Here is a 24,205-nt window from a genome sequence, read left to right as displayed (position 1 = left end):
ATGTTTTCTTTTCTTTCCCGTTCCACCCAACTTCCCCACCCCTTAGATAAAAATTTCTGGCTAAATAAACGCGTTTTAATTACCGGCCATACCGGATTTATTGGCGGGTGGCTGTATTTCTGGCTGCGTGAAATGGAAGTCGAGTTGGCCGGATTTTCGTTAGCCCCATCCAGCGATCCAAGCTTTTATGATCTTTCCGGAATTAAAAATTATGGCAAGCACCATATCGCCGATTTGCGTGATGCAGGCGCCGTCAAAAAGGCCATTTCTGAATTCAACCCGCATATTATTCTGCATTTGGGCGCACAAGCCTTAGTCCGTCCAGCCTTCAAAGATCCGGTCGATACATTTTCAACCAATGTCAATGGCACGATTCATGTGTTAGAAGCCGCACGCGAATGCAAAGATCTGCAAGCGGTTTTGATTTTCACCACAGACAAAGTTTACGAAAATATCGAAGTTCAGCGCGGTTATGGCGAGAATGATAAATTGGGCGGTTACGAACCGTATGGCGCCAGCAAGGCCTGCGCTGAAATTGTAACCTCGTCTTATTGGCATAGTTATTTCAAATCGCGAAATATCCCATTCGCCACATTGCGTGCCGGCAATGTGATTGGCGGTGGCGACTGGTCGGTGGACAGGCTGATTCCAGATGCGGTTCGCGCCTTTGGCACAGGCCAGCCATTAATTCTGCGTCATCCGCAATCGGTGCGCCCCTGGCAACACGTGCTGGAACCTTGTTATGCGATCATGCGGATTGTAGAGGAAACCGCCAAACACCGATCGCCATTATTATCGTTTAATATCGGCCCGGACGCGCGCGATTGCCAAACGGTTGGTTGGATTGCAGACCATTTTGTTACAGAATGGAATACCCGTTCAAAGTCCAAAGCTGAATGGAAACATGTGCCTGACAATAGCATATACGAAGCGAAATTATTGATGTTGGACAACCGCCTGGCGCGCAAAACGCTGGGCTGGAATCCGCGCTGGACCACAAAACAGGCAATTCAAAAAACGGCCCACTGGTACGCCGTTCAGCATCAAGGAAAAAATGTTGAAAATGTTACCCGTTCGCAAATTATGGAATTCATTAATGGGGATCACCATGGCTAATGTATCGAATCTCGCCGCAAAACAGGAAAGACTGGCACCGAAAAATATCTGCCGTTTTTGCCAAGGCCATTTATCGCAAACACTGTGCGACTTGGGAATGAGCCCACCATCGAATCGTTATTTGCGCGAAGATCAATTGAAAGATATGGAACCGTTTTATCCATTGCACGCCTATGTTTGCGACAAATGTTTCTTGGTACAGTTGGAACAGTTTCATACCGCCGAAGAAATTTTTGCGCATGATTATGCATACTTCTCATCCTATTCCAGCAGCTGGATGGCGCATTGCCAACGTTATTGCGAACAAATGCAAAAACAATACGGTATCGGTAAAAGCTCGCTGGTGATAGAAATTGCCAGCAACGACGGATATTTATTGCAGAACTTTGTAAAGGCCGGAATCCCTGCCTTGGGCATCGAGCCTGCCGCCAATGTTGCCAAGGTTGCAATCGAAAAATGCGTTCCCACCCGTGTTGAATTCTTTGGCGTAGCTTGCGCCAAGAAATTGGTCGCCGAGGGCCGCCAAGCGGATTTATTATTGGGCAACAACGTTTTGGCGCATGTGCCCGATCTGAACGATTTTGTGTTGGGATTAAAAATATTGCTGGCGCCAAAAGGCGTTATCACTTTTGAATTCCCCCATTTGCTGAAATTGATGGAAGAGAACCAATTTGATACTATTTATCATGAACATTTCTGTTATTTCTCCCTGCTCGCCATTTCCAAAGTTTTTGCCCATCACGGCCTAACTATTTTCGATGTCGAGGAATTACCGACCCATGGCGGCAGCTTGCGAATTCACGCCTGTCATCAGGGCCACCGGACCTTGACCGATGGATATCAAGATGTTCTAAAAAAAGAACTGACTTTCGGGCTGGATCAAATCAGCACTTATGAAAAATTCGCGCAACAAGTCCGCGTGACCAAGCAAAAATTGCTGGAATTCCTGATCGAAGCCAAGCAGCAAGGCAAGAAAATCGCCGGCTATGGCGCCGCGGCCAAGGGCAATACGCTGCTGAATTATTGCGGCATTCGCGGCGATTTCCTGGATTATGTGGTGGATCTGAATCCGCATAAACAGAATATGTTTTTGCCCGGCACGCATATTCCAATCTATGCGCCAGAAAAAATCAAGGAAACCAAGCCGGATTATGTATTAATTCTGCCTTGGAATATCCGGGATGAAGTCGCTAACACCCATGCCTATATCAAGGAATGGGGCGGCAAGTTCGTGGTACCGATCCCAACCGTAAAGGTATTATAGTGAAATTTATCGCCACCTCTATCGAAGGGCTATTTGTTATCGAGCCGGAGTTGCAAACAGACGAGCGCGGTTTTTTTGCGCGCACCTGGTGCGGCGAAGAATTTATCAAACAAGGTCTCAATCCAAAATTGGCGCAATGCAATATTTCGTTCAACCACAAGATTGGCACGCTGCGCGGTTTGCATTATCAAACCGCTCCGCGCGAAGAAGCCAAACTGGTACGTTGCACCATGGGCGGGATTTTCGATGTCGCGGTCGATATCCGTCCAGATTCCGATACTTACTTGGAATGGTTTGGCGTGGAACTGACCGCCGAAAATAGATGTGCGATGTATATCCCCGAAGGTTTCGCGCACGGATTCCAAACCCTGACGGATAACAGTGAAGTATTTTATCAAATGGCCGAATTTTATTATCCGGAATTATCCAAAGGCCTGCGTTGGGATGATCCAAAAATCGGCATCGATTGGCCAAAAATCACTCATCGAATAATATCGGAACGGGATTTGGCTTATCCGTTACTCTAATCTCCGCCCAGCTCTACCCCTGACTTATCCTTGGTTATATTATTTCGCCACCGAATTTGTTCTTGAGATTCGGCTTATTTTTATATTAGGCTGAATTTCAGTAAACGAACCTATAATAGAGGGTGAGATGAGCTGGATATGTGATGTCACTGGTTATAACCAAAGCACTGAGAAAGCATGGTTGGTTTCGCGCAAGCCGCAAATTGTTTGTGTTGACGGTGATGGGCAAACTATCGAAACTACCGTAGATGTGGCAACAGATGCCTTAATCAGCCACATTGAAAGGCAAAAGGGAACTGTTTCACCACTAGTTTTGCTTGCTTATGCCTGCCGCGCAGATGCTACTTTCAAAGCACAACAAGATGCGCCCATTGGATTGGATATTTTTTGTTTAGCCTATTTAATCCCGGGTGGGAGAGGATGGAACTCCCATTCCACATTGAGGCAATTTTTTGCGCAGCCGCGTAACGCCGCAGATTTTGTACAATTCTGGCATACGGGTTTATCGCCGGATCAAAGAACATCGATTGGGGAACATATGGTCCGTACCTGCCAAAGCGAAGTTTTATTGCAAACAAGACAAGGGCATATAAATTTTAACTGGCCATTAATGGATCGCGTTTATCAAACTTTGGTACCTGAAAACATGACGCAAGATGATGCGATTCGCGCTGCGCGGGCTTATGGTAAAGCAAGAGACTCAAGCTACCTTGATCAAAACATCAATAGCGCCAATCGCGTGATAGATAATGCCGGACGTTTATGTACAACACTTGTGCCAACAGCGATTCCGTACCGAGACGCTTTGCATGAAGTACAGAAACGCCAGCACCCTGCCGCAAACTCGGTCTCCATTACTTCCCTTACTAGAAAATTAAGAAACGCTAGGGTCCCAGTCGCTGAAAAATAAGGGAGCTATTCGCTAGCGGCTTTTTTCTTCGCCGCGCGTTTGGCCTTTGGTTTGGCTGGTTTTTCCGCCACATCCGCATCACCGCCCGCTGCCGCTTTTTTCGCAGCGCCTTTGGCGATTTTAGCGTCCAGCAATTCCACCGCCTGATTTAAATCCACCGTATCGGGATCGACCGATTTCGGGATCGAGGCATAGGTTTTACCCCATTGCACATACGGGCCAAAACGGCCTTTGCCGGATTTGATTGGCTTGCCATCGGTTGGGTGATTGCCCAAAACCTTGGCTGGCGTTGCGGCAACGCGGTTATTGGACGGTTTATCTTTGGCTTCGGCAATAACGACAACAGCGCGGTTAATACCGATCGTAAAAATATCTTCGGTTGGCGGCAAGGTAACGTATTTCGCGCCATGTTTCAGAAATGGACCAAAACGGCCAAGCCCCACCGCGATCATTTCACCGCTTTCCGGGTGTTTGCCGATATCGCGCGGCAAAGCAAGCAAGATCAATGCCTTTTCCAAATCAATATCGTTCGGCGACACGTTTTTCGGCACGGCCATGCGTTTCGGCTTTTCGCCTTTTTTCACCGCCTCGCCCAATTGCACATAAAATCCATACGGGCCTTTGCGGATCGTGACCATCATACCGGACAAGGAATCCACGCCCAGTTCCTTTTGGTTCGGGAAATCGGCTGTGCCAGTGCCATCATCCGCCTGCGCAACAGCCAATTGTTTGGTGAATTTGCATTCCGGATAATTGGAACAACCGATAAAGGCACCAAATTTACCCAGTTTCAAACCAAGACGTCCGCCGTCGGACGGACATTTGCGCGGATCGCGGCCATCACTTTGCGGCGGAAAGAAATGCGGACCCAATTCGGCATCCAACCGGTCGATAACTTGGGTGATCGTCAAATCTTTGCAAGATTCAATCGCGCCGGTGAAGTCGCGCCAAAAATCGCGCAGAACCTGTTTCCAATTTAAATTGCCGGCGGAAATATCATCCAGCTGTTCTTCCAGACCGGCGGTAAATCCATATTCCACATAACGGGTAAAATATTCCGACAAGAACGTCGTGACTACACGGCCGCGATCTTCCGGGATGAAGCGCTTTTTATCCAGCCGCACATAATCGCGGTCCTGTAATACCTGAATAATGCTGGCATAGGTGGATGGACGGCCAATGCCCAATTCTTCCAGTTTCTTTACAAGGCTTGCCTCGGAATATCTTGGCGGCGGCTGGGTAAAATGCTGTTCGCCGCGAATATTTTCTTTTGCGGTTTTTTCGCCGACTTCCAGCGCCGGTAAACGTCCGCCTTCTTCTTTGTCATCAGGTTCGTCCAGCGTTTCTTGATAGACTTTTAAAAATCCATCGAACACCACCACGGAACCGGTGGCGCGAAAAATACTTTTGCCATCAGTGCTTTTTAAATCGGCGCCGACTTGGTCCAATACCGCGCTTTCCATTTGGCAAGCAACGGTGCGTTTCCAAATCAATTCGTACAATTTATACTGATCGCCTTCGAGGTATTTTTCAATCGATTGCGGCGTTCTGAAAATATCGGTTGGGCGGATCGCTTCGTGCGCTTCTTGCGCGTTTTTCGCCTTACTGACATAAGCGCGCGGAGAATCCGGCAAATAATTTTTGCCAAAATCGCGTTCGATGAAACGGCGCGCTTGGCCAATCGCCTCGCCCGACAATGTAATACCATCGGTACGCATATAGGTGATCAAACCAACGGTTTCGCCTCCGATTTCCACGCCTTCATATAATTGCTGCGCCAAACGCATGGTGCGGGACGCAGTTAAACCAAGTTTCCGCGATGCTTCTTGTTGTAAGGTCGATGTGATAAACGGCGCTTATGGATTGCGGCGAACGGTTTTCTTTTCAATATCGTCAACGGTGAATTGTTGCGATTGTAGAGCGGCCAGGATTTTATCCGCCGCATCCTTGTTACCGATATCGAATTTGTCCAATTTCTTATCGAAATGCGTCAAGCGCGCTTCGAAACTATGGCCTTTGGCGGATTTGAATGTGCCAAGGATGCTCCAATATTCTTGTGGCTTGAATACTTCGATTTCGGATTCACGTTCACAAATCAAACGCAATGCAACAGATTGCACGCGCCCAGCCGAACGAGAGCCTGGCAATTTGCGCCATAAAATTGGTGAGATATTAAATCCCACCAAATAATCCAGCGCCCGGCGCGCCAAGTATGCTTCGACCAATTGGGAGTCTATGTCGCGGGCATGGTCAAAAGCGTCTTTAACAGCCGACTTGGTAATTTCATTGAACGTCACGCGGCGGACATTTACGTCCTTAAGCGCCCGTTTTTCCTGCAAAACTTCCTTAACGTGCCAGGAAATGGCTTCCCCTTCCCGGTCAGGGTCGGTGGCTAAATATAAAGTATCGGCATTCTTAAGGGCCTTAATAATCTCGGCAATACGCGCCTCGCCCCGGTCTTCGAGGCTCCAAATCATAGAAAAGTCTTCGTCCGGCTTGACCGAACCGTCTTTGGATGGCAAATCGCGGATATGACCGAAACTGGCGATAACGGTGTAATCCGATCCCAGATACTTATTAATAGTCTTGGCCTTGGCCGGCGATTCGACGATAACGACGTTGCTCATGGTACCCCGTGAGTTATAAAGTTGTCTCTTATACTCTAATGATAGAATAATGCAACTTTATTTCCAGGGAAGCGCTGTAAACGGCCTGCCAGCTCTAGTTCCATGATCACAGAAAGCACGATTGGCGCGGTTAAACCCGACATTCGGATCAAGTCGTCAATGGGGGTTGGGGTGGCGCTTAAAAGCTCTAATATAATAGGTGTGGCCTCGGCAATCATCTGTTCTGCCTTTTCTTCGGTAAAGGCCAGGGCCTTGAAAAATACATCGGATTTGGTATGGGCCGCGGGCGGTTGTATGCGGCGTAATACTTCCAGAACATCGCCCGCCGATTCGACCAAGGTCGCACCTTGTTTAATCAAACTGTTGGTGCCCTGGCAACGCGGGTCGAGCGGCGATCCGGGCACGGCAAATACTTCGCGGTTTTGATCCAGCGCGCAACGCGCGGTGATTAACGATCCCGATTGTAACGCGGCTTCGATCACCACAACGCCCAGCGACAATCCCGATACAATCCGATTGCGGCGCGGGAAATGCCTCGCTTGCGGGTTGATACCGAATTGAATTTCACTGGCCAGCACTCCTTGTTCCGTGATTTGATTGTATAATTCCTGATTGTCCGGCGGGTATATTTGATCGATGCCACCGGCCATCACCGCAATCGTTCCGGTTCGCAACGCGGCAATATGCGCGGCGGAATCAATCCCGCGCGCCAAGCCGGAGGCCACGATATATCCCGCCTCGCCCAATTCACTGGCCAGTTTTTCAGTAAACTTACGCCCAGCCGCCGACGCATTGCGTGTACCCACAATCGCGGCACAAGGTTTTTGCAACAAATGCGCATGGCCGCGCACGGATAAAATTGGCGGCGCGTCTTCGATTTGTTTTAGCAATGGCGGATATTCGGCTTCGGCGGCAACCACAATCCGGCTACCATGCTTTTCATGGGCTTTCATTTCAGCTTCGGCATCCGCCAGCGTACAAATTTTTAAATTGCCGTTTTTACCGCCGCGCCGGGCCAGATGCGGCAAGGCCTCGATGGCTTTTTTGGCGGTGCCAAACCGTTGCAGCAATTGGTAGAAAGTAATAGGTCCAACGTTTTCAGAACGAATCAGTCGCAGCCAATGGATTTTCTCCTCGGCCGAGATTGAGGGCTGCGCCGCGTAATTGGGCGCTGAATTAGAGCGGTACACCGGTGCCGTCATCTTGGTTGTCCTGCCGTGGCGCGGATTTTTTCTTTAAATTAATTTTGCTTTCCGTGCCATTCAACAATCGCTGAATGTTAGATTTATGCTTAATAATCACTATCGCCGCAATAATGCAGGTTGAAATAAATACGGTACCAGAAAAATCGAAAACATATTTCCCTATAAAAGGGGCAATAAAAGTAGCCACAAGAGCGGACAGTGAAGAATATTGAAAACTAAACGCCATTCCCATCCAGATAATGAATAACATTAACGCCCATATTGGATTTATCATGGCAAAGGCTCCGAATGTCGTGGCAACGCCCTTTCCGCCCTTAAACTTCAGCCACACCGGAAATATATGCCCAAGCACCACTGCCAAAGACGATACGGCAATATAATTGTCTTTAAATTCAGCCAAGTGGGCTGGCATTAATACATGGGTGCCCAAATAAACCGCCACCGCGCCTTTTAATCCGTCCAACAGCAAAGTTAGCGCCGCTAAGCCTTTGCGTCCGGTGCGCAGCACATTGGTTGCGCCAATATTGCCGGATCCAATATTGCGAATATCGCCTAAGCCAGCATATTTGGTAACGATCAGCCCAAATGGGATCGCGCCAATGAAATAGCAGAACATAAACACGAATACCAAGCTGATCGAATCGAATATAGTCATTTATTTACCTGCTAAAATCCATTCCAAAATCGCCATGCGCATGGCAACACCCATACTAACCTGGTCCAAAATAATACTGTGTTTTGGATTATCGGCCACCGCGGAATCAATTTCAACGCCGCGATTCATTGGCCCTGGATGCATTACCAAAACATCCGGCTTTGCCAATTTCAATTTTTCCATATCCAGCCCATAATGAAACGCATATTCGCGTTCATTGGGAACTTCGTCGGTTTGCATCCGTTCTTTTTGAATGCGCAACATCATCACAATATCGGCATCCTTGATCCCTGCGCGCAAATCGGTAAAACTTTGCACCTGTCCGCCGAAATAATTTGGCGGCATCATGGATTGGGGCGCGATCACGCGTACCTTTGCACCCATTTTCAACAGGATTGGAATATTGGACCGTGCCACCCGGCTATGCGCGATATCCCCGCAAATAGCGATCGTCAATCCATTGATATTTTTTTTGTGCCGGCGCATGGTCATCACATCCAACAGTCCTTGGGTTGGATGTTCGTTATTGCCATCGCCGGCATTAATGACTGGAATGCGCAAATGCGGCGCCAATTCTTTTAATATGCCGGTTTCAGGATGGCGGATGACAAAGCACGATGCGCCCATGGCCTGAATATTTTGCAACATATCCAGGAACGTCTCGCCCTTGTTCAAACTGCTGCGGTCAATCGCGACATTGATAACATCGGCGCCAAGGCGTTTGGCGGCAATTTCAAATGAAATACGGGTGCGTGTAGAATCGTTGAAAAATAGATTCACCACAAATTGTCCAAGCAGGATTTTTTTCAAATCAGCCGGCGAATATTTTCCATTCAAATCTTCGGCACGTTGAAACAACGATTGAACTTGATCAACGGATAAATGTTCAGTGGTTAATAAGTGGCGTGAGCTTGCAGACATGCAAGCGTTATATGGCATTCACCGGCGTTGCGCAAGCCAACACCGATTAAAGGAATATTATTCCGTAATTATTCCAAGCCTTTGTCAAGGAATTCGAAACCGCCGCCAAAAAACAGCCAGGCCGCCACCACAATGATCGGAATGATTACAAGAAACCATACCCATCCTGCAAGGCGCCAACTGGCCGCGGAGCCAAATACTTCATGCCAATCTGTGTCGTCGTCACTCATAAGGTTCAGTATAGCCAGCTCCACACCCATTTTTGGTATAAATATTTGTATATTGAAGCAATATTCGGGTTGACAGATACAATTTTGTAATTTCTTTAAAGAATACAATCATTGGGGAAGATTATTGATATTAATCCTTTTGTTAACTGAACGAGGTTGGTATATAAAAAGACTTACTTCAGCTTAGCACTGAAGGTTTTTTTAATGCGGAGACGTGCCACCGGGAGCGCAAAGCGCGAGCGGTAAATAAAAAAGGCCACGTCGAAGCGTATGCGGAGACGTGGCGGAGCGCCACAGCGCGCCTAGGTTGGTTAGGCGGTGGCGCGCAAAATAAATAACAGCCACGAGGCCAAAAACCTTGAACCAAATGCGGAGACGTGGCCGAGTGGCTGAAGGCGGCGGTTTGCTAAACCGTTATACGCTTGAAAAGGCGTATCGGGGGTTCGAATCCCCCCGTCTCCGCCATTTCTAAGTTGTTGATTTTAAACGATAAAATAGTTATAGGGAAAGGGTCGTGAATTCAAACGCTTAGTACGGCTTTTTCATTCTCCGATAGCTTAGCTTTTCTACTTTTCCAAAAATATTTGAAAAACATAGGCCGATTTTCTCTCGCGGATTTCGCGAGTTCGCCTTTTGCATTATTGGGGAGATAAAAATAGCGAAAGGCGAAGTGGTGTTTGTGCATGACTCCATGCTAGGCAAAAATGGTGCAACTTATAAAACTTATCAAAAGTGTATCCAGCACCAAAAAATATTTTTTCTGAATAGCGTCAATGAGTTGAATCTGATTTCCGCCAAAAGGTGCCAGAAAAAACTTGACTTTATGAAATTTTTATGGTAGGATTTTCTCATGATTACACAAGTGTAATCGCTTTTTAAAACACCATGGCCGACGGGCCATTTTAAAAAGAAAATCACCTGCTACGCCTCTGGCGAAGCGGGTTTTTTTGCGTCCGCACGATGCGAATCGGGGCGGATTTTTTTTGTGCGCAAACAACCTTTATAGAGGAAAATCACATGTTCTACAGAAAACCTCCCGGCTTGTTCGGGCCGGGGTTTGATTCCTTTGAATCCAATGCCATGGGCTGGACCGGGCCCGCTCCCAAACCGCAGCCGGTCAATCAGCCGCTGATAGTCGGTAATAGCGGCCATCCTGTATTAGACCTGATTTCGGGTCTGAGCCAGATATTCACTCGGCCAAAGCCTACAATAGTTGGCTATCCAGATCCCACGCCAACATTTCCAGAAACGCAAGCGCAAGGCGGCTTTGGCGGCGACTTACCCGATTACGGCTCGCCGCGCAAAAGGCCAGGTGACATTTTTGATATCGATCCAGGTTTTAGCATTGGCCCCAGCAACGATTCCGGCTGGGTTGCAGACCGCCCCGTCGAATATGACGAATGGGGCAAACCGATCAAGCGCTATCCGATGGATGAACGACTGCCCGCTAGGCGGTTTCCTGAGCCCTTATTAGGGCAGCCCGATGTTGAATATGCCATTGCCCGACAGCCAAACCCGAAGCCTGGATTTTCATTGGCGGATGCTTTCGGCCCAGCCTGGACAGATGATGATGGGCAAAATAAATGGCTGGATCGCTGGGGAATCCAACCGGCGCAAGATGCGCGGTATTTACCGGATTATCCCGGTATGGAGGATAACAGTACCAGCGCGCAAATTAGCCGCAACTGGCATGACGCTTATAAACAATATGCGTTCGATAGAATCCAAGAAAACGCGCCGCAATTCACAGAGCATGCGCCACAACCGCAGCCGCAGCAATCCTATGGCGATTTCATAGGCGAAATGCAGAACGTAGCCAGCACTTTGCTCAGCAAAGGCGCAGGATTATTGGGTAGCGGCATAGGCCAAGCCCTCGGCTTCATTCCCGGCCTTGGGCCGATTATGGAATTGATCGGCAAAGGAGCCAACATCGCCGGAACTGTCGCGGGTGCAACTGGCCTGGGCGGTGAGAAAGCCGGTACAGCCCTCAACCTGCTCGGCAGCGTCGCCAACGGCGCGGCGGGCGGTGCAAGCGCCGGGGCCGAAGAATACGGCCCGCCGATGCCGCGCGCCGATCAAGTGCCGCAGGAGACTTATGGCCCGGCCATGCCGCCGTTTAAAAATCCGACCGTTCAACAGGAACAAAGCAGCTGGTTTAAACCGCTCGATCAAATGATCAAAGAGATTGATGAGCGTCATGCGCGGGGAGAGTATTTCGACGAAAACAACAATTGGTTGCAAGGACCAGTGCCGGGCGCTTCTGATCAGCAAAAATCGGTTGTGTTCAAACAACCGGGACAGCCTGAACCTGCGAATAATCCGAATCCACGCGATTCATCCGTGTTTCAAAATAAAACGCCGACACCCAGCAAAGAAGAAAGTTCTTCCGAATTCAACAAGCGTCTTGCTGAATATAACAAACGACAAACGAAAAAACCGAATCCCGCTTCGGACAATCCCGCTGGCACGTCGATCCTGGATGATATGACGCAGCGTGAATTGGATAAAATGGCTCCGAAACCAGGCTGGGACGAGCGGACAGATTTAACAGATAAGGATAAATCTGCTTTAAAATTTATTTTTGAGAAGGAGCGCGGCGGCAACAATCAAGCCCAAGTTGACTATGCAGGGAAAATCCATTTTCCTCTCAATAAATCGGATATTAAATCAGATACTAAGGTTGGGGTAACTTTGGGCGGTGGTGACGATTGGGGCGATCAAACACCGGAGCAAGTGAAAAACAAGCTTATTAAGGCTGGAGTTGCCGAAGATATTGCGGCGCGTGCTTCACTCGGTGCAGGCAAAAAAGGTCAAGCAGCTTATGATTTTGTGCAGCAAAATAAGGATTTGTTGAAGCTGACGAACGAACAGCAGAAGAGCCTTTTTGTTGATCGTTACTTACAGAAGAAAGATGAGTTTCTAAGCAAATTCGATGCCGATACATATCGCAATATGAACAAAGATCAATTTACCGCATTAATGTCTTTGCATTACAACACCCCGGCCTTTATTCAAAGTGACACGGGCATACAACGGGCAATTAGAAATAAATCTGATGCAGCTACGATTGCTACAGAAATAAAGAAGTGGAATAAGGTCGGTAAAAATAAAATTCATCCAGTTTTAGATGCGCGAAGAAAAGCTGAGGCCGATTTATATTTAGGCACAAACCAATAGGAATTTAGTTCGAAACTTTCATAACGGATGCGCATTTAGCGTTAATAGAGCTTGCTAACGGTTTAAATCGTTCAGGCTTTATAACGAATTGCGCATCCATTTCTTCCTTAATTGTTTGATTCATGCAGGCAACCGGATCATTTTTCTTTTCATTGGCAAGTTCATAAAAATCATTCTCGTGCAAAGTTATATTGACTATTTCTTCTTTTCCGGAAGAGAAATCATATTTTATATTTTTGAAGGCGGCACACCAAGAAAACCCGGATCCAAATATGTCATACTCTTTGCCTTGTATCCCACCATTTAGCTCTCGATACAAATCAGCTTCCATAAGATTAATAGTGGCATAGAGAATTCCATTTCTAAATTCCGCAGCGGAAATGCCCCCACCGCATCTGTCTCCTCCATACCCGAATTCTTCAGCAGCTAAATAAAGGTCGCCGTTTTCGTATTTGGGTTTCAGCAAAGAAATAGAACTGAATCTTCCGCTGCCACCGCCCCAGTATTTGCTACTTAGCAGAAAGCTGCCTCTTGCCTTTCCTAGAAATTGATAGGAATGCTCGGTTTTGTAGCTGCCTTCCTCAAGGATTTCTTCATCACGGGCATAAGAAGAACTATGCTTTGGTTCATCCTTCAGGCAGTCCACTACTTTAAAGGAATCGTGGTCGGGGATGTATAAAATGTCTGTAATGCAGCTTGCTTTTATAATCTTACCATTAACCGTGAAATCATCCCCTATAGTCAGCGATTCCGCCAGGCTAGGACTGACAACAGATAATAAAAACATAAATGCAATGTAGAACGATTTTGTCATATTTTATCTCCATTCCGTACCGGCATATTATCCTTGACGATGCAATCCCTACTACACTTAATCCTCACATAACCCATAAACCACCCGCATCTGTTGCACCGCGTCTTGGATGCTTATCGCATCGGCCGGCGCATAACTATATTCCTCAAGAATTTCATCGTCAGCCATTTTAATCAGCCGGATATCGTCTTGATTAAACATGGCGCGGCATGATTTTTTATCGTTATTATGATATTGCGCCAGCGCGATCAGCCGGCGCAGATCCCATCTTGCATATCTGGTTAGGGTTTTATCGCATTGCTCCAATACCGGTATCAGATTGTCTTTTGCAAAAGACATTTCTTCCTCTGATTTTAGCGCCGTCGCTTCTTCAATTTTCTTATATATATTTTCCGGCCTGCAAATGTCATTCACTGGAAAATAATCGTCGGCGAACCAGGCGCGGGCGCCACAATAATCATGGCAACTGGATTCTTCGCCCTGCTTTAGATCGAACATCGCAAGCCTTCCGTCGTACCAGTTAAATGCGATAAAGCATTTCGGATCGACCGCAGCTTGCTTGGAATCTGCAAAAGGCTGGCTTATGCCGTCTTTGATAATGCCGCCCACTTCACATGTGTGGCCATTGATGCCGTTATAATCCAATTTGAATTTCAATGCATCGTCTTCGCGGTAAGTATGCAGATTGCCCTCCCCGCCTTTCGTAACAAAAAATCCTGAAACTTCGCCGTCATATTCATGACGGTATTCTACTCCCGAGGACCCTTTTTCTTCAGAATCATTTTTTTGGCAGCTATAATTACTGTCCATTGCATTCATCAACACCGCCGCCGCTGGCAAAGCGCGAAGGCCAGGATTTATTGCCAGATATGTTTTCATCAAATCGACCAACGTTTCATCCGGCATATAAGTCAGTTCTTTTAAATTGCCCTGCCCGTCTTTTTCGCACCAAAGCGGCGCGTCATCCGTTTTCTTGGCCATGGAACGCCGCCATTTCGCCAGCTCAATAGCCGCCGTTGTATAGAATTTGCATGGGCTGCCTTGGCCGATATCGTTTCCGCATCTTTCCACCAGCGCGGAGAACGGAAGCCAGCCATAAGCCTCTCTGCACGGCACGCGCGCTTCCGAGGCTTTGAGCATATAGATCATCAATGCGAATGACGCATCGACCGTCTTGCGTCCTTCCGGTTTTATGTTTTCCGCTTGGTCCAGCCAATCTATAATCGGCGGAATATCCTTGGCCTTAAAATAATCCGTCCGGCATTCCTTGCCGAAATAAGCCTCATCCGCCTGGAGACTATCGAAAAACGCATTCATGTAATGCATGCATTTGTCCCGCGCCGTGGCGTTATCCAGGCGGCATAATTCTATTAATTGATCGGTAGTAATATCGACGGCTTTTGCGTGCCCGGGATAAATTACCGCACATAACGCTACGATAGAAAGAACAAGGATTTTCCGCATTTGACGCCCAAAAGAACATATGAGGAACATTCATAACGGCAAATCCCAGGCCTGTCAAACGGATTAATAGGGAATCCCAAATTCTCTGCTGTGTAAATCAGCCGACCAATGCCAAAACAACAAATTACGCGCTTTCTTTGTTAAGAAAGCATCATCAAGCCGCCATTTTGATAGTTAAGTTCTTGTTTTTTGGCATATTGTTATCAGCGTTCCGAATCCTCACTGCCCCGCCATCTAGTTCCGCACAAGTTGGCGGGTTCGCCTATCGTTGAGAATCAACGCGACATTTCAAATGCTTACTGCCCTATTCCATTCTCTGCCGCGTACACAGCCGCGCATTCTCTACGATTTCAAAAAAATTATAGCCCGTTTTCTCCGGCCATTTCGCGCCAGTTCGCCTTTTGATAATATGGGCGGAGAAAAATGGCAAAAAGCGAAGTGGGTTTGGTGGATGACTCTTTGCCCTAGTACCACATGCATTAATCAATTATTATGCTTCAATGTTTAAATCAAAAACTGTTTTTATACTTGGCGCAGGAAGTAGCAATGAAGTAGACATGCCTTTAGGGCACGGTCTCAAAAAGATAATCGCCAACAACCTTGATATAAGATATGAAAAGGGTTACATGCGATCATCAGGTGATGCCCACATTGATAGCGCATTTAGGCTTCATGCTCGTGAGAAAAATACCAATATAAATAATCATCTCTATGCTTCATGGCGCATAAGAGATGCTCTCCCCCATTCAATCTCTATCGATAATGTTCTAGATGCACATTCAGATGATGAGCTAATGCAAATATGTGGGAAATTGGGAATTGTACGAAGTATTCTTGAGTCTGAAAGGAAAAGCAAATTATACTACGCCGGGAACTACGAAGAGAAGGTTAATTTTCCAAATATAGAAAATACATGGTTCGCAATATTCTACAAATTACTAAGTCAAGGAGTATCCAAATCTGATATTGGTTCCATTTTTCAAAATGTTTCTTTTATTAATTTTAACTATGACAGATGTCTAGAACAATATTTACAAGCAGCCCTTATAGAAAGCTACGCTCTACAGCCGCAAACCGCTTATGACTTGGTGAACTCTTTGGCTATTCTACGCCCTTAGAAACTACTCAGATTCTGAAGATGATCTGGGGAATATTCATGATTATGAGAACTTTTTGAAAAATTTGAAGAGTGTATTTGAACAGGTGTATGTTGTTTTGAAACCCAATAAGCGTTGTTGTTCAGTAGTTATGGATATAAGAAAGAAAGACAAATTCTACCCATTGCATGAAGATCAAACTCGCATAATGCGAGAAATTGGATTTGAGCTTGAAGAGTATGTAATTTGGGATCGTCAGAAAGAATACAACAATATGAAAACTTTGGGGTATGTGCCCCTTGGATTAAAGATACTTATTCTGGTGAATTTATTACCCTCGGGCCCATTTTGAGTACCTTCTCTGTTAGTATCCAAAGCTAATCTTTCAACAGACCATAAATCCAGAAATTCAATCGTTTGCTGCCGGTGAATTCGGATATCGATCAATGCTGAAATCCAAATAAATAATACAAGAGCCAATGCGAGCGCATATCCGCATAGCACAACGATTCCAAACACATCATTTTTCATCAATATATGATTTTTGGATTCCAAATAAAATATGCCCGTGAAAATTAGCCCGCCAATTATTAACCTTGAAATGGCGCGTAAATCCTGTTTTCTAAACCCTATTATTTGCCCCATATTCTTATGAAGCTTATTTGGGATATTCATCCAACCGGATTTAATTTCCTGCCACATTCAGTTATCTACCCAGTCTAGTATCGCAACCTCATAATTATTGCAGTAGATCAGCATTACCATCATTAACAGCAATGCCAGCGGATAATAGCTGGCCAAATCGAATAAACGGGCTGGCTGATCAGTAATAGTGTCAGCAAGATACAATTTAATTGCAGGCCATATAAGTAACGCGACGCCAATCAACGCACTTAGTACCAGATACGCTAAACCAAGGCGCAGCGGCGAAATTATCAAAAGAAACCCGCTTAACAATGTGGCAAGCAGCAAACTCAGCAAAACAATCTTCTTTGACGTTTTGTCTCCGAAAATAAGCGGGATAGTTTTTGCATTCACTTTTATGTCTTCACTCCTATCGTTCCAATCGGCCGGAATATTTTGTCCGCCTATCTCCCAAAAAAACACCCACATAAAAATCAAGGCAAGAAAAAGTGGATCTGGATTATGATCTACAACAAACACAGCCGCAATTGGCCCCACACTCTTGACAATTCCGCTCAATACAAGACGCCAGTGTGTTACGGTCAACAGCTTGCAATAAGCGACTTCGCATACAGCTCCAAAAAGCAGCATGAGCATGATAATAGGATTGAGCCAATATGCGCCTATCAGCGCAAAAATGATCCAAGCCATCACCCACGCCACTCCCTCTGTATAGCTTAGGACTTGCTGCGCAATCGGGTGACGCAAATCTGTCGATTCAACAGAGTAGCCAAAGCAGGAATTAGAGTATTCCATCTTTTTCTTATCTACCGTATACCCAATTACGTCATTTAGAGCATATATAGCCGTGTATCCGGAGAATGCCGTCAACAAAGATATGACGATCACGGACGAGTCCGGAAAATTTCCAAGCCACAGCAACGCACAAAAGGCCGGCGTTGCGATATCCAGCACAGCGTGCTGTAACCTAGAGAGGGCGATGAATGGTTTCATTGATTTTGCGGTAACATGTAAGATAATTCATATCTAAACCCTCTCTAAGCTTGAAACATCCAGAGAATGGGTTGTAAATGAGGCTTGCTGTGCTCGTTAATTGCAGATGATTTCGTTCCGACCAGTTCTGCAACTGCGAAGGCTTTATGAGCTTATGATAGGAGTGGGTTCCACGCGGCAAGATGCGCAAAATATACTCTCCAATTAAAATTGCGCATACAAAAGATTTCAAAGACCTATCTATTGTCGAGAAAAAACATGCCCCACCAGATCTCAACAATGCTGCACAAGCCGCTATGGTTTGCTTTGGGCACGGCACATGTTCCAACATCTCCATACAAAGAACCACGTCGTAATATCCTTTGCGCCGCTGAGCTAGGGCTTCTGCGTCCTCTAGACGGTAATCTATCTCTAAGTTTTGCATACGCGCATGCTGTGTCGCGACTTCTAGTGCCGCCTCAGAAAGATCAATACCGGTAACCAAAGCACCCCTTTTCGCCAAGGATTCAGATAGAATACCGCCACCGCAGCCAACATCGAGCACTTTCACTCCTATTAAATCAGCATGCCGAGAGATAAAATTCACCCGCAAGGGATTAATTTGATGCAGCATGCCCATGCTTCCATTCTTGTCCCACCAAATTGCAGCCAACCTAGAAAATTTATCTAGTTCAGCCACATCTGCGTTCGCATATCGTTCCATCATCACCAATCCACTTTTTAAGCCTGCTATTTGCCGCATCCAGCTCGGCAAATGTGATATCATTCACAAATATGCCCTCGCCAATAACCCGCGGTAGCGGAACACGCTGCTTGCCATCCCTATGGCAAGTGCGTTCGTTTAGCGAATCCCACAATGACGCCGACTCGATTAAAATCCCCGGAAATTGCCAGGGAAAGAGCTGCGTCAAATTCAATATTCGCAACATTTGTTCAGCAGACAATATTCCCTTTATGTTGGCTAAAAATACCGACAGAATGATATCAATTAGAACCGCTTCCCCGTGCAATATCTTATGCCTGCTTTCCATTTCATAAGCGGGGCTGAATGTGTGGCCAAAATCGACGGCTCGACATAAATTCTCTTCGTACGGATTTGAGGCCAACTCTTGAACCATAATATCAACGGATCGTTTCAATATTTTTTCATCTGAGCTGCTCTGAAATTTTCTTGCTACACACTCGGAGCCAACCGACTCTAGTTCCTCAAACAGCTTCGCATCAAGGATGACGGCCAATTTAATAATTTCTCCAAGCCCATTCAGGATATGCCTGTCCGGCAATGTCCATAGAAATGTTTTGTCCAAAAGAACTTTTAATGGCGGCTCAAATGCGCCGATTCTATTTTTCCCCTTTTTCGAATTTACCCCGCACTTAATGCCCACAGCGGCATCAATATATCCCATCAATGTGGTGGGAACTTTTACATGCGGGACTCCACGCCGATAGATGCTTGCGACAAAAGCGACCAGATCGGTAAGTACTCCGCCGCCAATGGCAATGATTGGCTCGCTACGCCGGTTAATCGGAAAGATATCTAAAACATCTATTAGACGCATAGCTCCAGCAATTGTCTTGTTTTCTTCGCCGGCCTGGAACAAGACGATCTTGGTTACGATGCCAAGACTATCAAAATAAGATTTTATCTTTGATTCCCAAGACTCTAACTTACTATCGAGCACAATAAAACGGCGGGAGCCGTATCCTGCGCCAATAGACGCAAGCGCATCATTTTCTTTCTCAAAAATATCTCCACAAACTGCAATGTCGTATTGGATGCTTTTTGGGCAGGAAACCGCCCACAAACCCGGAGTATTTCCATTCATGCGGCTTGCTCAAATACGTCAAGCCAGCCAGCTTGGTTGTCCAATAAATACCATGCAATATTCTGACACTGTGCCAAACTATGGTGCACAGACTGCCCGCAGTCGCGTGGATTCGCATATGGCACTGATGACGCTCTTAGAATATATTCCAATGCGTTTTTATAAGCATTGCAAATGGTTTCTTTTCCGCTTTCGTTCAATGTTACCAAATAAAATCCTGTCTGGCACCCCATCGGGGCTACGCTGACAAATGAGTGCGGCAAATGCTCGCGGAACCCATACAGCAGAAAATGTTCCATAGAATGGATTAACTCCGTAGTCATGAAATTTTGTCCCGGTTGCGTGACACGCAAATCAAACACATACACTGCGTCTGATCGTATTCCTTTCTTGAAAGCAGACAATCGCACATATGGGGCTTTTACCAGGCGATGGTCAATCTCGCCCATTGCATCCGATGACCAATCATCTATATCTAAGTATTGTGCCGAGTCTCTCATTCTGAGATCTCCCCTTGTCCTAGTTTTGTCGATAGAAAAGAGATGGATTCATGCAATGCCTTTTGCCAGGCATCGACATGATGATAAAGTTCGACCGTTGCATACCCAGAAAAACCATTTTTTTCCAATATTCCGAATGTATTGGCGAAATCAATCTTTCCGCGCCCGGGAATGTCATGATAGTGAACCTTGTCGGTAAGGCTATTTGCAATCTTTCTTTTTAGGATAATTTGATTGCCCTCTTTAGGATTCGAAGTGCGCAAATACTTAAGTATAGGTTTTGCCCGATCCAGCACATAAAAACTTAACCCCGGAACTGAAACGGCATAGGTGTTTATTTCACGATCTAAGTGAGACGATGTCCGATGCAAGTCATGATAATAAATTTGTTGTACGCTGCCGACATTGTTGTCAGAAATGATATTATCGATAATCGCAGCCAATTCTGCGCAAGGCCGAGTTTCATAAAAAAAGATTGCGCGATCTTGACTCAAAAATAAGAAATCACAAGTTTCTGGAAAATAAATTAGATAATTTGCAAAACCGAAATTCATCTTCATATCAGGCGAATAAGCAACGAGCTTGAGGTTACATCCCTCTTCGGTATCAGAAACATGAAGATATTTGGTATATGGGGTTGCTTTTGATATAGAACCAGCATAATCCGTCTCGGAACAATACACATGGCACAAATCCATGTGCAAACGAAAATTAGGAGATGCCACGGATTCAATAAATGCAATGGCTTGATCCAAGGTTTCGATCAGCATGCCAGGCTCCGGCTCAATCACCAAGGTCACATCGCCAATATCTTTTAAGCACTCATTTACGCTTTCTGCTAAAACCTCATACGGGTTAATATTGGGACGATTGACATGCTCGTCACGGATAAAGCCACTGCCGAAACTGACAATCGGAGCGCCCAACGCCTTCGCAATCTCTATCCCCTTCCTAACCAGATCAATCCGCTGTTTTCTGCCGGCCCGGTCTAAACATATCATGGATGGCTCATGCGGCCTGTCGGCTAGAAAAGTGATCGTGGGCGTAGCGATGCAGGTCGGCTTTATTCCGCAGCGAGCAAGAAAATGCCGCAGACTCCTAATATCTCTTTGATCCATCTCAAACGGATTGAATTGTTTTTTATCGAAAGATAATTCTACCCCGGCATAACCAGCCTGTTGAACGGCCTCAATAGCCGCGAATAAATCCAAGCTTAACAAGCCATTGGTGCTATATGATAATTGCAACACGTTTTCGTCTTACTATTTTGAGATAATGTTCTCAAGGAAGATAGACATGCCTTATTATTTTGGATTGACCTAGGTCAATTTACTTAAACCTATTATATAAGTTGGACGCCCTTGCAAATTGTAGGGTTCCAAAGCGGAAAGTTAAGACTGTCTTTCAAAGCCCCCTCGATCTGAATCAAGATGTCTTCAGAAATTCCGGAATTCGAGCTTAAATTGTGTTGGCATATATAATGCTTCCAAATTAAGAACCCTGCTTTGATTTCTTAAAAATCCGAGTGTCGGACGCTCGTCACTATGCCTAAAATTCTGTATTGCGTGGATACCAGTATAACCGCGTTTCTCTAGATCGCGGATGATATTTGAAACATCATTTTCATTTATAAGATCTGTGTGAACCGTTGTACGAATTTCATATTCCACTGTATTCTGAGTGCACAAAATGTCTAGCGTCTGTGAAAAAATATCATATTTATCCGTTCCAGTGACTTGCCTGAATTTTTCTGGTGGTGCCTTATAGTCGAGAGCGACGTAATCTAACAACCCTTGCTCAATAAATTCCAAGACAACATCCGGACGCAATCCATTTGTATCCAGTTTTACCGCATAACCTAGTGATTTCACCTCTTTTATCAAACCGGCTAGGCCAGGATACGCGGATGCTTCGCCCCCAGAAAGCACCACGCCATCCAGCAGTCCTGCCCGTTTTCTCAAGAAAGTCATGAGTTGATTCGTGTTTCCTCTCCCTACGCCTTTGACAATTTGAGGGTTATGGCAGTATGGGCAACGCATGTTACATCCCGAAAACCAGATGATGCAAGCCGTTCTTCCTGGAAAGTCCAGCATGGTAAAAGGGGTGACAGAATAAATAGGCAAAACACTTGTCTTGTAAACACTTTCCACTGAACGTTTCATTAGCATTTGCCCCCACTCTATCAGATCCCCATAAACAAGCTGCCGGTATCGACCCACTCCTCAACAAAGTGCTTGCGCTGGCGGTGTTCGCCTTGCTTTCCTTTGTTAAAGCTATCCACGGGACGAAAATAGCCCATGACCCGCGTCCAGACTTTGGTTTTAGCACGACAACGCGGACACTCTGGCTGTTCGCCACTCAGGTAACCGTGGGTATCGCACACGGAAAAAACAGGGGTCACAGTAATATAAGGCAACTGATATGTATCCAGAACTTTGCGAATAAACCGTTTGCAGGATTCTGCACTAGATAACTTTTCGTTCATATACAAATGCAACACCGTTCCCCCCGTATACTTGCATTGTAAACGGTTTTGCAGCTCCAGCGCTTCAAACGGATCTTTGGTATAATCCACAGGAATTTGTGAAGAATTTGTATAATATATATTTTCGCCAGACCCCGCCTGTAAAATATCTGGGAAACGCTTTTTATCTTCTTTGGCAAAGCGATAAGTCGTCCCTTCCGCTGGAGTGGCTTCTAGGTTATACAAACTTCCTGTCTCTTCTTGATATTTTACCAGTTTGGAACGCATATGGTCCAGAATATCAAGGCATATTTTAATTCCATACTCGTCTGTTAAGTCATAAGTATCGTCCGTCAAGTTCCGAATTATTTCATTCATGCCATTTACACCGATGGTAGAGAAGTGATTACGAAAAAATGGAAGATATCGGGTCGTGTAAGGATAAAGGCCGCGATCATACATCTTTTGCACAAAAGCTCTTTTCTTTTCCAATGTCGACTTGGAAATATCCATCAAGCGGTCGATTTCGCGCATCAAATCAGGAAGGTTGTTTTTGAAGCGATATCCGAGCCGCGCCATATTCATCGTCACCACGCCAATTGACCCAGTCATTTCTGCGGAACCGAACAGTCCATTCCCACGCTTTAACAACTCCCTCAAATCCAGCTGGAGACGACAGCACATCGAGCGCACCGCTCCGGGAGAATAAGCTTCCGGGTTTGGCTTACGCTCTTTTGTTATGGGATCAACGATAAACTGACTGCCGACAAAATTCTGAAAGTAAGAAGAACCTACTTTTGCCGTGTTCTCAAAAATAGCGTTTGCTACCTTGCTATTCCAATCAAAGTCTTCTGTAATATTTACTGTGGGAATTGGAAATGTAAAAGGTTGTCCCGTTGAATCACCCTCCGTCATCACTTCATAATAAGCAATATTAATCATTTCCATCTCTCTGACGAAATGTTTGAAAGCCAGGTCTTCTAGTGAACGAATACCCATGTCCCGTTGTTGCGCTCTAGAAAGTAGGTCATCATTAAAAATACCTTTGAACAGATGACGGTCATTATATGTGGGGAATTGATTTTGAAGATCGTCTGGCACCGTAATATCCAGCGTAATATTAGTGAACGGCGATTGCCCCCATCGTGCCGGAACATTTAAATTGTAGACAAACTGACGGATGGCTTTTTTCACTTCCTTAAAAGAAAGTTGGTCATAAAATACATAAGGAGCCAGATAAGTATCGAAACTGGAAAATGCTTGCGCACCCGCCCACTCGGACTGCAAAATGCCGAGAAAGTTACTCATCTGCCCCAAGGCTTCCCGAAAGTGGCGTGGCGGACGAGAGGAAACACGCCCGATCACCCCATTAAATCCGCTGTTTAGCAAAGCACGCAAAGACCAACCCGCACAATAACCGGTTAGACAATCAAGATCATGGATATGAATATCTCCTTGGCGGTGCGCCTGTCCTTCTTCCGGGCTATAAATCTCGTCAAGCCAGAAATTGGCGATAACTTTGCCGGCCACGTTGTTGATCAACCCCGCGTTGGAGTATCCCGTATTGGCATTTGCATTTATGCGCCAGTCTGATCCTGAAATATATTCACTTACCGCTTCCGAACAATCTACTTTTGTGCCCCCAAAAAGTGTGACGACCTGATTCATTTTCAAATCAGCAGGATGTATGATTTCTTTGGCAGCTTGATTTTCAGAGAGAATCCGCACGGCTTCAGACATGATGTGCTCCTTTGGTTAAAATTGTCGCAA

At 45.8% G+C, this 24,205-nt stretch carries 20 protein-coding genes, 1 tRNA gene and 1 pseudogene; 8 read left to right on the top strand and 14 right to left on the bottom strand.

Annotated elements, in window-relative coordinates; translation table 11 throughout:
- From rfbG to EYC62_01325, 4 genes are all read left to right on the top strand, one after another.
- A complete protein-coding gene (rfbG, locus tag EYC62_01340; GenBank protein ID TAH37555.1) occupies positions 1-1,116 on the top strand; it encodes a CDP-glucose 4,6-dehydratase in 1,116 nt (371 codons plus the stop codon).
- Positions 1,109-2,380 (top strand): methyltransferase domain-containing protein, encoded by a 1,272-nt coding sequence (locus EYC62_01335; GenBank protein TAH37554.1) that lies wholly within the window; start codon positions 1,109-1,111, stop codon positions 2,378-2,380. The genes rfbG and EYC62_01335 overlap by 8 nt, the downstream gene beginning before the upstream one ends.
- Positions 2,380-2,907: a dTDP-4-dehydrorhamnose 3,5-epimerase gene (rfbC, locus tag EYC62_01330; GenBank protein ID TAH37553.1), complete on the top strand. Its 528-nt coding sequence runs from the start codon at positions 2,380-2,382 to the stop codon at positions 2,905-2,907. The genes EYC62_01335 and rfbC overlap by 1 nt, the downstream gene beginning before the upstream one ends.
- Before the next feature lie 127 nt (positions 2,908-3,034).
- Entirely contained in the window at positions 3,035-3,817 is a 783-nt protein-coding gene (locus EYC62_01325) for a hypothetical protein (GenBank protein TAH37552.1), read from the top strand.
- Between the two features lie 5 nt (positions 3,818-3,822).
- On the opposite strand, the pseudogene topA reads toward EYC62_01325, so the two are convergent.
- The 4 genes and pseudogenes from topA to EYC62_01305 form a co-directional block, all read right to left on the bottom strand.
- A pseudogene (gene topA / locus EYC62_01320) lies at positions 3,823-6,444 on the bottom strand (type I DNA topoisomerase).
- A 35-nt stretch (positions 6,445-6,479) separates the two neighbouring features.
- On the bottom strand, positions 6,480-7,646 hold the full coding sequence (gene dprA / locus EYC62_01315) for a DNA-protecting protein DprA (protein TAH37551.1): 1,167 nt from the start codon (positions 7,644-7,646) through the stop codon (positions 6,480-6,482).
- The gene (gene plsY, locus EYC62_01310; GenBank protein TAH37550.1) at positions 7,621-8,304 is read right to left on the bottom strand and encodes a glycerol-3-phosphate 1-O-acyltransferase; all 684 of its coding nucleotides are present in this window, start codon (positions 8,302-8,304) and stop codon (positions 7,621-7,623) included. Before plsY ends, dprA begins: the two co-directional genes overlap by 26 nt.
- A complete protein-coding gene (locus EYC62_01305) occupies positions 8,305-9,225 on the bottom strand; it encodes an aspartate carbamoyltransferase catalytic subunit (GenBank protein TAH37549.1) in 921 nt (306 codons plus the stop codon). It lies immediately after the preceding gene.
- A 601-nt stretch (positions 9,226-9,826) separates the two neighbouring features.
- On the opposite strand from EYC62_01305, the gene EYC62_01300 reads away from it, so the two are divergent.
- Positions 9,827-9,920, top strand: a tRNA-Ser gene (locus tag EYC62_01300).
- 495 nt (positions 9,921-10,415) lie between these two features.
- Positions 10,416-12,632, top strand: a complete 2,217-nt coding sequence (locus EYC62_01295) for a hypothetical protein (GenBank protein ID TAH37548.1) — start codon at positions 10,416-10,418, stop codon at positions 12,630-12,632.
- Between the two features lie 4 nt (positions 12,633-12,636).
- Here EYC62_01295 and EYC62_01290 read toward each other — a convergent pair whose 3' ends face one another.
- Positions 12,637-13,446 carry a hypothetical protein gene (locus tag EYC62_01290; GenBank protein TAH37547.1) on the bottom strand — a complete coding sequence of 270 codons (810 nt, stop codon included), beginning with the start codon at positions 13,444-13,446 and terminating at the stop codon, positions 12,637-12,639.
- A 57-nt stretch (positions 13,447-13,503) separates the two neighbouring features.
- Positions 13,504-14,910 carry a hypothetical protein gene (locus tag EYC62_01285; protein TAH37546.1) on the bottom strand — a complete coding sequence of 469 codons (1,407 nt, stop codon included), beginning with the start codon at positions 14,908-14,910 and terminating at the stop codon, positions 13,504-13,506.
- Positions 14,911-15,410: 500 nt separating this feature from the next.
- On the opposite strand from EYC62_01285, the gene EYC62_01280 reads away from it, so the two are divergent.
- Together EYC62_01280 and EYC62_01275 are read left to right on the top strand one after the other, a co-directional pair.
- Positions 15,411-16,028, top strand: a complete 618-nt coding sequence (locus tag EYC62_01280; GenBank protein TAH37545.1) for a hypothetical protein — start codon at positions 15,411-15,413, stop codon at positions 16,026-16,028.
- A 25-nt stretch (positions 16,029-16,053) separates the two neighbouring features.
- The gene (locus tag EYC62_01275; GenBank protein TAH37698.1) at positions 16,054-16,359 is read left to right on the top strand and encodes a hypothetical protein; all 306 of its coding nucleotides are present in this window, start codon (positions 16,054-16,056) and stop codon (positions 16,357-16,359) included.
- On the opposite strand, the gene EYC62_01270 is transcribed toward EYC62_01275, so the two are convergent.
- The 8 genes from EYC62_01270 to EYC62_01235 form a co-directional block, all read right to left on the bottom strand.
- Positions 16,263-16,709: a hypothetical protein gene (locus EYC62_01270; protein ID TAH37544.1), complete on the bottom strand. Its 447-nt coding sequence runs from the start codon at positions 16,707-16,709 to the stop codon at positions 16,263-16,265. The two genes, EYC62_01275 and EYC62_01270, sit on opposite strands and share 97 nt — an antisense overlap.
- Complete coding sequence (locus EYC62_01265; protein ID TAH37543.1) at positions 16,710-17,645, bottom strand: ubiquinone biosynthesis protein UbiA; 936 nt, start codon at positions 17,643-17,645, stop codon at positions 16,710-16,712.
- On the bottom strand, positions 17,620-18,351 hold the full coding sequence (gene ubiG / locus EYC62_01260; protein TAH37542.1) for a bifunctional 2-polyprenyl-6-hydroxyphenol methylase/3-demethylubiquinol 3-O-methyltransferase UbiG: 732 nt from the start codon (positions 18,349-18,351) through the stop codon (positions 17,620-17,622). The genes EYC62_01265 and ubiG overlap by 26 nt, the downstream gene beginning before the upstream one ends.
- On the bottom strand, positions 18,317-19,471 hold the full coding sequence (locus EYC62_01255; GenBank protein TAH37541.1) for an iron-containing alcohol dehydrogenase: 1,155 nt from the start codon (positions 19,469-19,471) through the stop codon (positions 18,317-18,319). Before EYC62_01255 ends, ubiG begins: the two co-directional genes overlap by 35 nt.
- The gene (locus EYC62_01250; GenBank protein ID TAH37540.1) at positions 19,468-19,971 is read right to left on the bottom strand and encodes an S-ribosylhomocysteine lyase; all 504 of its coding nucleotides are present in this window, start codon (positions 19,969-19,971) and stop codon (positions 19,468-19,470) included. Before EYC62_01250 ends, EYC62_01255 begins: the two co-directional genes overlap by 4 nt.
- Complete coding sequence (locus EYC62_01245) at positions 19,968-21,221, bottom strand: sugar phosphate isomerase/epimerase (protein TAH37539.1); 1,254 nt, start codon at positions 21,219-21,221, stop codon at positions 19,968-19,970. The genes EYC62_01250 and EYC62_01245 overlap by 4 nt, the downstream gene beginning before the upstream one ends.
- Positions 21,222-21,407: 186 nt before the next feature.
- On the bottom strand, positions 21,408-22,139 hold the full coding sequence (locus EYC62_01240) for an anaerobic ribonucleoside-triphosphate reductase activating protein (protein TAH37538.1): 732 nt from the start codon (positions 22,137-22,139) through the stop codon (positions 21,408-21,410).
- Positions 22,140-22,153: 14 nt separating this feature from the next.
- Complete coding sequence (locus EYC62_01235) at positions 22,154-24,175, bottom strand: ribonucleoside triphosphate reductase (GenBank protein ID TAH37537.1); 2,022 nt, start codon at positions 24,173-24,175, stop codon at positions 22,154-22,156.
- Positions 24,176-24,205 lie beyond the last annotated feature (30 nt).

This window comes from Alphaproteobacteria bacterium (assembly GCA_004295055.1).
In the GTDB taxonomy this organism is placed as follows: Bacteria; Pseudomonadota; Alphaproteobacteria; order SHNJ01; family SHNJ01; genus SHNJ01.
This window is presented reverse-complemented; position numbering and strand designations above follow the sequence as displayed.